11 protein-coding genes are annotated in these 10,504 nt (G+C 63.3%); 2 read left to right on the top strand and 9 right to left on the bottom strand.

Going from position 1 to position 10,504, the window contains the following annotated elements:
• Window positions 1-210 (top strand): recombinase family protein (locus AYR66_RS29500; protein WP_206047121.1); only part of this gene is annotated, 210 nt, incomplete at its 5' end.
• Between the two features lie 342 nt (window positions 211-552).
• Here AYR66_RS29500 and AYR66_RS09730 read toward each other — a convergent pair.
• From AYR66_RS09730 to AYR66_RS09690, 9 genes are all read right to left on the bottom strand, one after another.
• Window positions 553-738 carry a hypothetical protein gene (locus AYR66_RS09730; protein ID WP_141104051.1) on the bottom strand — a complete coding sequence of 62 codons (186 nt, stop codon included), beginning with the start codon at window positions 736-738 and terminating at the stop codon, window positions 553-555.
• 47 nt (window positions 739-785) lie between these two features.
• Window positions 786-1,493: an SRPBCC family protein gene (locus AYR66_RS09725; protein ID WP_088707332.1), complete on the bottom strand. Its 708-nt coding sequence runs from the start codon at window positions 1,491-1,493 to the stop codon at window positions 786-788.
• 9 nt (window positions 1,494-1,502) lie between these two features.
• A complete protein-coding gene (locus tag AYR66_RS09720) occupies window positions 1,503-2,318 on the bottom strand; it encodes an alpha/beta fold hydrolase (RefSeq protein ID WP_170942104.1) in 816 nt (271 codons plus the stop codon).
• Window positions 2,315-2,641, bottom strand: coding sequence for an NIPSNAP family protein (locus AYR66_RS09715; RefSeq protein WP_088707330.1), 327 nt, complete (start codon window positions 2,639-2,641; stop codon window positions 2,315-2,317). Before AYR66_RS09715 ends, AYR66_RS09720 begins: the two co-directional genes overlap by 4 nt.
• 49 nt (window positions 2,642-2,690) lie before the next feature.
• The gene (locus tag AYR66_RS09710; protein ID WP_088707329.1) at window positions 2,691-3,695 is read right to left on the bottom strand and encodes an amidohydrolase family protein; all 1,005 of its coding nucleotides are present in this window, start codon (window positions 3,693-3,695) and stop codon (window positions 2,691-2,693) included.
• A complete protein-coding gene (locus tag AYR66_RS09705) occupies window positions 3,688-6,099 on the bottom strand; it encodes a xanthine dehydrogenase family protein molybdopterin-binding subunit (RefSeq protein ID WP_088707328.1) in 2,412 nt (803 codons plus the stop codon). The genes AYR66_RS09710 and AYR66_RS09705 overlap by 8 nt, the downstream gene beginning before the upstream one ends.
• Window positions 6,083-6,580, bottom strand: a complete 498-nt coding sequence (locus tag AYR66_RS09700; RefSeq protein WP_088707327.1) for a (2Fe-2S)-binding protein — start codon at window positions 6,578-6,580, stop codon at window positions 6,083-6,085. The genes AYR66_RS09705 and AYR66_RS09700 overlap by 17 nt, the downstream gene beginning before the upstream one ends.
• A complete protein-coding gene (locus tag AYR66_RS09695) occupies window positions 6,580-7,473 on the bottom strand; it encodes an FAD binding domain-containing protein (RefSeq protein ID WP_088707326.1) in 894 nt (297 codons plus the stop codon). The genes AYR66_RS09700 and AYR66_RS09695 overlap by 1 nt, the downstream gene beginning before the upstream one ends.
• 233 nt (window positions 7,474-7,706) lie before the next feature.
• Window positions 7,707-8,645 carry a LysR substrate-binding domain-containing protein gene (locus tag AYR66_RS09690; protein ID WP_170942103.1) on the bottom strand — a complete coding sequence of 313 codons (939 nt, stop codon included), beginning with the start codon at window positions 8,643-8,645 and terminating at the stop codon, window positions 7,707-7,709.
• A 334-nt stretch (window positions 8,646-8,979) separates the two neighbouring features.
• On the opposite strand from AYR66_RS09690, the gene AYR66_RS09685 reads away from it, so the two are divergent.
• A complete protein-coding gene (locus AYR66_RS09685) occupies window positions 8,980-10,467 on the top strand; it encodes an NAD-dependent succinate-semialdehyde dehydrogenase (RefSeq protein WP_420093101.1) in 1,488 nt (495 codons plus the stop codon).
• Window positions 10,468-10,504: the final 37 nt, after the last annotated feature.

Here is a 10,504-nt window from a genome sequence, read left to right as displayed (position 1 = left end):
CATGCCTCCCCCCTGCCGCAACCTCCGGCCGCTCTCGGCCTTTCCGAAAGCCTCCTGCGCTGCGTCGCGGAGCAACGCATGCGCGGGAAGTCTTTCTCGTCAATCGCTGCGATGCTCAACAAGCAGGGGCTCCGAGGACGTCATGGAGGGCGCTGGTATTCGGCGAGCGTGCGCGATTACCTTCTTCGTCATGTCGAAATGCGTTGCTGATCGTGCCCTCTCCCGGCACGGCCCGTGGATCGGGCTCGCCTGTCCCCAGGTCGGACGGTGGATTGATTTGAACGACTGGATCCGATCAACGCGAAAACATGGTGGAGACGCGCCGGATTCCACGCCAAGACTGCTTTTCAATCGTCTGGAAGGCGGTTTTTGACGAGCGTAGCACCTGTATTGGCAGCAGTTGCGTTTCGCAGACCATCTGCCCTTTGCGCAGACGGGCGGCACGTCGGGAAGGACTTCCTCCGGACCGTCTTGCGGGGCCCCAGCACTGCCAGTCCATAAGGCCACGTTGCGGCATAGGCCGATTAACTGGTGCGATGCAGCGTAAACGCGTTAAGCTCTCGTCGTGCTCATCGCCGCACGTGCTCGCGCCCGGGCGGGCGACTTCTCCCATCCGATGAACTCACAAATGGCGTCGCGCTCCGGCAAGGCGGTGCGCTGCGCGGCCCGCAGCATCAGCCATATCCTGGTACGGTTCTTTAGGTCGTCAGCAACCGGTACGGTATCGGGTTTGTTCATGTTTCCCTCCTGGATAAGCGAGACTGCGGGAATTTGAACCATGTGCGTCAGCGCAGCAGCAACGTGCCGGCAACCCCGGTTACGATGCCAAACGTGACCAGAAGTGCTGCAAAAGACCAGGTCGGCACAGGGACAAAGCCCGGCAGACCGGCAACTCTTTCGTCCGGGCGACGCACGTTCTCCTTCGACGGGCGCGGCTGCGCTCCCCTCGCCTCCACAGGCTCGGCCGTGCGCGACTCAGGGATTTCCGTTGTTGCTGCCCGCGGCTCTTCCCGCATGCTGACTGCGGGAACGGCGAAAGCTTCGGTTGCTCGGCCAGCCGACAGCTGATTTCGAAACGCCTCGAAAAAGTCGTCAGACATCTTTTTCGCGACGTTATCGATCAGCCGGGACCCGACCTGCGCCAGTTTGCCGCCCACTTGTGCCTTGGCCTTGTAGTTCAGTTCCGTGCCGTCGTCGGTTTCGTTGAGCACCACTTCCGAAGAGCCTTTGCCGAAGCCGACGGGGCCACCTTGTCCTTCAAACAGCATCACGCAAGACTCCGGCGCCCTTGCTTCGCTGAGTTTGAGGAGTCCCTTGAAGCGGGCGCGTAACGGGCCGATGGCCGCGACCAGGAGCACCTGGAATTCTTCCGGGGACAGGCGTTCAACCTTTTCGCAGCCGGGCAGGCAGCGCTGCAGTATGTCGGGATTGTTCAGGGCCTCCCACACGGACTGGCGGGGGGCGGCGATGATCTGGCTTCCTGTAAGTTCCATGATGTATGCCTATGCCTTGTAGCGTTCGAAATGACCCAGCAACGATGCATTGAATGCAACCGGCTGGTCGATATTGGGCAGGTGACCCGCGGCGGGAATGACATCGAGTACGGCCTGCGGAAGGCGCTTTGCCAATTCCGACATTGCCTCGGGCAATACCCCGTCCTTCGCGCCGACAACGAGTGTGGTCGGCACCTTTATCCGGTCAACCTGGTCGAGCAAATCCAGCTTTTGGATGGCCCGGGCGCAACCAGCGAACCCCTCCACCGAGGTGCCGGCGATCAGTTCGACGAATTGCGCTTTCACGTAGGGGTGGCTGGCAAGGAAGTCCTTTCCGAACCAGCGTTCGACAGTCGATTCTGCGAGTGCACCGCAGCCGTACTGCCGAGCGATATCGATGCGCTCGTCCCACGGCGCGGCGTAGGATGCCGGAGCATCGGCGCGTGCGTCGCACAGGACCAGGCTGGCGATCCGGGCCGGATGGCGGATGCCAAGCGAAAAACCGGTCATCCCGCCCAGCGAAAGCCCGACGAAATGCGCGCGCTGGATATCCAGCGCGTCGAGCACCCGGACAACGTCGTCGGCAAGGTCTTCGATAGCGTAAGGCGCTGAAAGCGGCGTGGAACTTCCGTGGCCGCGCGTGTCAAGCAGCAGCACGCGGAAGCCGTGGTCAGCCAGCAGCGATGCCTGCGCCCGCCACATCACGCTCGAGGTGAGGATGGCGTGCGAGAAGACCACCGGGGCGCCGCGCGGATTTCCGGCGGTCTCTACACCGATGCGCAGGCCGCCGCTGAGGTCGATCTGGCGATGAGAGAAGTTGGTCACGATGCATCCCTCGGGGAAAAAGAGGTGGGGCGCAGGTCGACGCTGGTCTGCGCTGCGAGCAAGGGGCCATCGGTTTCGCTGGCCGCTTTTGCGGACTTCCATTCCGGATCGGCGCCAAACGCCTTCCAGGCGAGTTCACGATCCTGCTCGGTACGGAATGCCGTGAGGTAGTACAGGTCGTTCGGATTCTTCGGATCCTCGAAGCAGTGGAGCACTTCGATGCCGATGCGCTTGAAGATCGGCAGGGTGACGCGCGCAAAGCGCTCCTTGAGCGCGGCCTCCTTGCCGGGGGCCGGGGTGTATTTTTTCAATTCATAAATCATGGCGTCCTCACTTCAGGATGGTTCAACGGGATAGTGCGGATCGACAGCCTCATGCCGTCTGGCCGCGTACACGGAAAATCTTTGTTGCATTGCCTCCCAGGATCCGGCGGCGCGCGGCCTGGCCCAGGTAGGAGCCTTCCTCCACAACCTTGCGTGGATCGAGGTCCCCGATCGGGAATGGCGCATCCGAGCCAAGCAGCACGCGCTCGTCTCCGGCACTCTCCACCAGGAAAGCCAGTGCGTCGTGGTCGAACACCACACTATCGAAGTACAGCGCTTCGAAGCCCTTGCGCGGGTCGGCATACTTGCCGGCGGAAATGGTGTGGTTGCGGGCGAGGCGGCCGAGTGCAAACGGCAGCGCCGCACCACCATGGGCAAGCACGACCTTCATCGACGGATACTTGAGCAGGTGGCCTGAATAGAGCAGCCGCGCCACGGCGATCGACGTGTCCGCGATGCGGCCGAGCGCATTGACGAGGTCGTAGTCCGACAGACGGGGCTCGCCGCACAGGAACATCGGATGCAGGAAGATGGCTGCGCCAAGGGAATCGGCCTTTTCCCAGAAGGGGTCAAGCTCAGGGGAGTCGAGTACCCCGCCCTGCCCTTTCGGCAGCGTCCCGATCATCACCCCGCCGAAACCTTGGTCCCATGCTTCCTGCAGGACGTGCGCGGCCAGCGCCCCATCCTGCAGCGGCACGGTCGCCAGCGGCGTGAAGCGCGGTTCGCCCGCGAGGCTGTCCTGGAGGCAACGGTTGAGGTAGCGGCTCCACGCCGCCCCCTGCTCCGGCGGCAGCTCGTAACCGAAGCTGTCCAGCCAGCCGCCGACAAGCTGGTGGTCGATGCCCCTCAGGTCCATCCATTCCTTGCGTGCCGCAAGGTCCATGAGCTTGGCTGCTACCGGCCGCGTCGGCTCCTCCTTGCCAAAGACGAAGCGCGGTCCGGCATCCCCGTTTATCAGGTTCACATCCGGGAAAGCGCCGCGTGCCGAGGCAAAGCGCTCCAGTACCAGTGGCGGGAGGTAGTGGGCGTGAACGTCGATTACCTGATCAGTCATGGTTGTCTCCTGATTGGGTACGGGCGGCGGTCGACTGAAGCGTGCGCCAAATGGCAAATGGCGTCATCGGCAGCTGGTCGATGCAAGCGCCGCGCTCGGCAAGGGCATCGTTGATGGCGCCTGCGATCGCCGCGGCGCTCCCGAGGTATCCGGCCTCGCCGGAACCTTTCTGGCCGAATTCCGTCAGCGGCGAGGGCGTGCAGTGGTCGACAATGGTCACCGGCGGCACTTCCATCGCGCTCGGCATGAGGTAATCCATGAAGGTGCCCGACAACAGCTGCCCGTCTTCGGAGTACGCGAACTTTTCCATTAGCGCGGCGCCGAGGCCGTGGGCGACGCCGCCGTAAGTCATCCCGTGCACAACGTCCGGGCTGATCATCACGCCACAGTCGTGGCCGCACACATACCGGTGCAATGTCACCTTCCCGGTGCCGGGATCGACACTGGCAAGCACGACATGCGATTCGAACGAATGGCACGGATACATCTGCACCCGGCCATCTTCGGTTGGCATCTTGCCGCCGGTGGGGACTTCCCACACGAATTTTTCCTGTAGCCCAGGCTCCATGCCGGGCGGCATCTGGTGGTACTTGCGGTGCACGATCTCAATCAGCTGGTCCCAGGGGATGCGCCGGGACCGATCGTCCTTGACGATGACCTCCCCGTTTTCATAGATCAGCGCTTCAACCGGAACGCCGAGGTTGTGGGCGCCGACGGCCAGGAGCTTGGCGCGGATCTTCTTTGCCGCACCTGCCGCCGCTCCGCCCAGCATGATGGCCATGCGGCTCCCGACTGGACTGTTGGAGGGAAGCGCATGGAGCGAATCGGCATGCATGACGCGGATCGTGTCCGGCTCCCGTTCGAGGATTTCGCCCACAACGGTGGAGACCAGCGTCTCATGGGCCTGTCCCGACGTGGAGGTGCCCATTAGAGCGGTCACCGATCCGGCGAGGTCCACCCGCACCAGACAGGAATCCATCCACGTGGTCGTCTCGTTCTTCGGGTTGAACAGCGGCTCGAACGAAGAGTTGCCGCCCGACGGCTCGAGGCAGGTGGAGATGCCGACGCCGGCCAGCTGGCCCTGCTGCCGCAGGAAGTCTCGCTGCCGGACCAGCTCGTCGTAGACGGCCGCGTCGAGCGCTTTCCTGAACACTGTCGCGTAATCGCCCGAATCGTAGTAGGTGCCGCTCGGGATGAGATAGGGGAATTCGTCGCTTCGGATCAGGTTGCGGTTGCGGATGTAGATGCGGCTCATGCCGAGGAAGCGTGCGACCTTGTCGACTCCGGTCTCGATCGCATAATTGGTCGGCGCCTGGCCGAAGCCGCGCACTGCTTCCTGCGGCGTCTTGTTCGTCATGACCGACACGGCATCGTATTCGACACTCTTGATGCGGTAGGGACCGACAATTGCGCCGACAGGTTTGCCCAGTTGCAGCGGCGAGCGTCCGGAGTAAGCGCCGATATCGTCGACAGCACGCATGCGCATGGCATTGATGGTGCCGTCGGTGTCGAACGCCAAGGTGACGTCGAAGATGCGATCCGGTCCCTGCATGTCGCCGCCGCGCATGTTCTCGAGACGGTCTTCGATAAAGCGCACAGGACGGTTCAGCTTCCGCGCAAGGTAGCCCACCAGGATCGTGTGCTTCAGTCCGCGCTTGACGCCGTAGCTTCCGCCGACGTCAACGTCGTAGTGCACGCGTACTCCGTTGCCAGGCAGGCGCAGGCATTTGGCGAGCAGGTCCGGATACTTAGGCATCTGGATCGACGCCCAGACGTCGAGCACCTGCTGCGCATCGTTCCACTCGCATGCCACGGCGAAGGTTTCGATGGGAACGGTGGAGCTGCGCGCCCATTTCACGCGGTAGCTCAGGGTGTGCGCTGATTGCCCGAAATGATCATCCACCGGCCCCCAGGTGAACTTGCGCCGAAAGATGATGTTCGAGCCGTGCTTTGGATGCACCAGCGGGGCGCTTGCGTCCATCGCTTTTTCGGCATCGAGGACGTGGGGCGTCGTCTCGTATTCGACGTAGATGAGCTCGGCCGCATCCTCGGCGATTGCCCTGCTCTCCGCAACTACGGCCGCGACCCATTCGCCGGTGTAGCGCACGACCTCGTGCGCCAGGGGATAGCGGGTAACGGACGGCGCGTCGACGCCCGGCAGCATGGGATCGATGGCGGCATTGAGTTCCTCGCCGGTAATCACCGCGAGCACGCCTGGCAGCTTGAGCGCTTCGGATGCGTCGATGGACAGGATGCGCGCGCTGGCATAAGGGCTGGCCACGATCGCCACGTGCGACATGCCATGCAGGCGGATGTCGGCCGCATAACGGCCCTGGCCAGTCACAAAGCGGCGATGTTCGACAGCGCGCCGGTGCCTGCCGATGTACTTAAACGCCGGCTTCATGCTTCTTTTCTCCTGAAACGACATGTTTGACCGCATCGACAATCTGCTGGTAGCCGGTGCATCGGCAAAGATTGCCGCTGATTGCTTCACGAATTGCCGCCTCGTCCGGCTGGCGGTTGCGTTGCAGTAGCGCATGGCATGCCATCAGCATCCCGGGCGTGCAGTACCCGCATTGGAGCGCATGTTTTTCGCAGAATGCATCCTGGATCGCGGACAGCTTCCCGCGCTCCGGCGACAGCCCTTCCACCGTGGTCACCGCCATGCCGTCCGCCTGGACGGCAAGCATGCAGCACGAGCGGACCGGATCGCCATTCAGCAGGATGGTGCAGGCGCCGCAGATACCATGTTCGCAACCGACATGCGTGCCGGTCAGGCCGAGGTGTTCGCGCAGGAAGTCGACCAACGTTGTGCGCGGCTCGACGATGGCAGTGCGCAGGGCACCGTTGACGTTAATTTGTACCTGTTGTGTGTAGGTCGACATTATTGGAATTCCCCCATGGTGCCGGCCGCCTGGACGGAGGCCTTGAGCAGGCAACGCGTCAGCAGTTCGCGCGCGAGATGGCGGCGGTAGCCGGCGCTGGCGTGGACGTCGGAACCCGGCTCCGCGCGTACGGCCGCGGCATGCGCAAGCTCTTGCGCTAGCGACGTCGTGATCTTGTGACCAGTTACCTGCGCCGCCAGGTCGGGAAAGGCTAGCGGGACGCCGTCGACGCCACCCAGTCCGATCGACGCCTGGCTGCAGACTCCGTTCGCATCAAGCCGAACCTCGCACGCCGCGGATGCCATGGCGAAGTCGCCGTGTCGGATTGCGGTTTCTTCAAAGGCGGCCCCGTATCCGGCCCTTTCCCGAGTCGGCCAGCGCATGCGCGTCAGGCACTCGTCTTCACGCACTGCGGTCGACATGGGGCCGAAGAAGAACTCGGAGGCCGGGATCTTGCGCACCCCGCCAGCCTTGCTGCGCAACTCGAGCTCGACGCCCATGACGACGGCAGTGAGCGGCAGTTCGGCGGAGGGATCGGCATGCACAAGGCTTCCCCCGATGGTGCCCCGGTTACGCGTCTGGTCATGGCCAACCCAGCGCAGCGCCAGGCGCATGAGCTGCAGGCGGCGCGCCACGACACTGGCGTCCTCGGCATCGCGCTGGCGCGTCGCTGCGCCGATGACAAGATGCTGCCCTTCGTCGGCAATGCCCTTGATTTCCGGAAGGCGATTGATGTCGAGCAGGATAGTGGGACGGGCCAGGCGCATGGCTAGCATGGGCACAAGGCTCTGGCCGCCGGCGATGAGCTTTGCGTCCGGCCCGTACTCGCCAAGAAGGTCCAGTGCGTGCGCGAGGCTCTCAGTGCGAATGTAGTCAAACGGCGCAGCTTTCATCGCACCTCCCCCATCTCGCGCATCCAGATAATTGCGTTCTCAATTGTTCACCCCTCAAGCTTGTGATTGCACGATAAGTTTCGTGTCCGCGAGAGGCATTCGCAATCGAGTAATACTCACGCCGCGTTACTCAAACTCACTACGGGGTGCGCGTGTCGGATTGGCAGGGTCTGGCCCGCACTGCCGGCGCGAATGCGCCGGGCGCGGCAACCTGTGGAGGCGACGCCGCCGGTTCAGCCGTCGGCGTTGGTGTCGAGATAAGGATCGAGCAGTTCGTCGCAAAGGGCCGTGGTGTTCTCGCCCTCCTGCATCAGCCAGTTGCAGAAGGCGTCAATGGCGGAATTGGGCGTGGATCCCGGTTTGACGTTTGCAAAGTACTTCCGGGTGCGCATGCCGAGCACGCCGAACGGCGTGCACAAGCGCCCCGCTGCCACTTCGTCGACCACCATGAAGTAGGGGATCAGCGCCAGGCCGAGCCCCTCCTCCGCCGCCTGCAGGGCGAAGTACATCTGTTCGAAATTGAGCATCGCCGCGGGACGGACGTCGGGCGCGCCGACCGTGGCGAACCAGTCATGCCAGCTGTAGGGCTCGGTGGAATAACTGAGGAGCGTCTGATTGGCCAAGTCCTCCGGGGACGAAAACTGGAACTTCTCCATGAGGTCAGGATGGCATACCGGGAGGATGCGCTCGGTCAGGAAGGCGCAAGAATAAATGCCAGGCATCGGCTCGACGGCGCCGCGGATCGCGACCGTGTATTCCCCTCGCGAAAAGTCCACCGGCGCGACGGAAGTGGTTAGGCGAAGCTTGACGCCCAGGTTCTTGCGCTGGAATGTCGCCAATCTCGGTATCAGCCAGCGAAGCACGAAAGTCGGCGGCGCATTGACCACGAGTTGGACCGAGGCAACTTCGTTGGCGGCCTGGATCGCCGCCAGCGCGATCTTGTCGAGCGCCGCGCCGATCTCCGCGAGGAATAGGCTTCCTGCCTCCGTCAGGATGAGCTGCGAATTCACCCGATGGAAGAGTGCGACTCCCAGCCATTCTTCGAGCGTGGCGACTTGCCGGCTTACCGCGCCGTGCGTCACGTTGAGTTCCTGGCCTGCCTTGGTAAAACTGAGCAGCCTTCCGGCGGCCTCGAACGCTTTGACTGCATTGAGTGGAGGTATGCGTCGCATGTTGAGCACTCCCTTCGACTGGATACTGGACATGAGGGGATCGGGTACGGCAAAGCGTCCTTCGCAGCGCCTCTGGCGTCCGTTCCGGCCCGCGCGCCCTGTCTGCCATGTGGCGCATTCTTGCATGTTGCCCGGGTGCGGGCAACCGGCCCGGCGTCGGCGCGATTATGCCTGCGCGCAGGGCGATTCCCATTGTGAGTTTTCGACCATCCCTGTGAATTTAAGTCAATTGCCATCGACACATCCCAATCCTACACTTTGCTGCAAGTGGCGGGTGCCGCCGCGTGCGGCTGCGCCTCCCCCAATCGCGTAAACGGTATATGGAGACAGACGAATGTCGATTACACAACAGGTGCAGTCCCTTGCTGAGATGTTGCGGGATCCTGCATTGCTGAGACTGAAAAACCTTGTCGGCGGCATCTGGACGGCAGCGGCGTCCGAGCGGCGCCATCCGGTGATCAATCCGAGCACCGGCTGCGTCATCGCCGAGGTGCCCTACTCCGAGGCGCAGGATGCGCATGCAGCCGTCACAGCTGCGCACGCCGCCTTTCCTGCCTGGTCCGCCATGCAGCCGGCCGAACGCGCGACGCTGCTGAAACGGTGGCGCGACCTGATCGTCGAGAACAAGGATGACCTGGGCACGATCCTCGCCTGGGAACAGGGAAAGCCGATCAAAGAGGCGATCGGTGAAGTCGTCTACGGCGCGAGCTTCGTCGAGTGGTTTGCGGAAGAAGGAAAGCGGATCTACGGTGATGTCATCCCCTCGCCCGCGGCGAACAAGCGCATCGTCGTCATCAAGCAGCCGGTCGGTGTGGTCGGGCTCATCACGCCATGGAACTTCCCCAGCGCGATGATCACGCGCAAGGCCGGCCCTTCGCTGGCCGCCGGCTGCACGGTGGTCCTCAAGCCCGCGGAGCACACGCCGCTGTCGGCGCTGGCACTGGGCGAGCTGGCGCTGCGCGCAGGCATTCCGCCCGGCGTGTTCAACGTCGTCGTCACCGGCGACCCGGCACCCATCGGTGACGCATTGACGTTCGATCCGCGCGTGCGAAAGATTTCCTTTACCGGTTCCACGCGGGTGGGCAAGCTGCTCATGGCCCAGTGCGCGCAGAGCGTCAAGAAGGTGTCCCTCGAACTCGGCGGCAATGCGGCGTTCATCGTGTTCGATGACGCCGACCTCGACAGCGCGGTCGCCGGCCTGATGGCCGTGAAGTTCCGGAATGCGGGGCAGACCTGCATCAGCGCCAACCGCATCTATGTCCATCGCAAGGTATATGAGGAATTCGCCGCAAAACTCACCGTCGCGCTCGGCGGCCTTGTGAGCGGCAATCCGCTTGACCCCGCCGTCAGCCAGGGGCCGCTGATCAACCGGCCTGCGCTGGCGAAGGTGGACCGCCTGGTCAGCGATGCGGTCCAGCGCGGCGCGACCGTCCTGGCCGGCGGGAAGCCGCATGCGCTGGGCGGCCTGTTCTACGAACCCACCATACTGACCCGCGTGCCGCCGGATGCCCAGATGTGGCACGAGGAAATCTTCGGCCCGATTGTCCCGCTGGCAAGTTTCGACAGCGAGGACGAGGTCGTCGCTTCGGTCAATAACACGCCCTATGGCCTGGCCAATTATTTTTACAGCCGCGATATCGGTCGCGCGTGGCGCGTCGCGGAGCGGCTGGAATCGGGCATGGTCGGCGTCAACGAATCCTGGCTCTCGACGGAAGTCGCGCCCTTCGGCGGCGTCAAGGAGTCGGGCATCGGCCGCGAAGGCTCCAAATACGGGATCCTCGACTATGTCGAGACCAAGTACGTCTGCTTCGGCGGCATCTGAAAACCTTTTCAATCCTGGAGGAACAATGAGTAAGAAA

This window comes from Noviherbaspirillum denitrificans (assembly GCF_002211445.1).
Classification (GTDB): domain Bacteria; phylum Pseudomonadota; class Gammaproteobacteria; order Burkholderiales; family Burkholderiaceae_D; genus Noviherbaspirillum; species Noviherbaspirillum denitrificans.
This window is presented reverse-complemented; position numbering and strand designations above follow the sequence as displayed.

Bases quoted from the DNA above. Each gene is read 5' to 3' on its own strand.
- AYR66_RS09730 (WP_141104051.1), bottom strand. From the start codon at position 738: ATGAACAAACCCGATACCGTACCGGTTGCTGACGACCTAAAGAACCGT.
- AYR66_RS09725 (WP_088707332.1), bottom strand. From the start codon at position 1,493: ATGGAACTTACAGGAAGCCAGATCATCGCCGCCCCCCGCCAGTCCGTG.
- AYR66_RS09715 (WP_088707330.1), bottom strand. From the start codon at position 2,641: ATGATTTATGAATTGAAAAAATACACCCCGGCCCCCGGCAAGGAGGCC.
- AYR66_RS09710 (WP_088707329.1), bottom strand. From the start codon at position 3,695: ATGACTGATCAGGTAATCGACGTTCACGCCCACTACCTCCCGCCACTG.
- AYR66_RS09705 (WP_088707328.1), bottom strand. From the start codon at position 6,099: ATGAAGCCGGCGTTTAAGTACATCGGCAGGCACCGGCGCGCTGTCGAA.
- AYR66_RS09700 (WP_088707327.1), bottom strand. From the start codon at position 6,580: ATGTCGACCTACACACAACAGGTACAAATTAACGTCAACGGTGCCCTG.
- AYR66_RS09695 (WP_088707326.1), bottom strand. From the start codon at position 7,473: ATGAAAGCTGCGCCGTTTGACTACATTCGCACTGAGAGCCTCGCGCAC.
- AYR66_RS09690 (WP_170942103.1), bottom strand. From the start codon at position 8,645: ATGCGACGCATACCTCCACTCAATGCAGTCAAAGCGTTCGAGGCCGCC.
- AYR66_RS09685 (WP_420093101.1), top strand. From the start codon at position 8,980: ATGTCGATTACACAACAGGTGCAGTCCCTTGCTGAGATGTTGCGGGAT.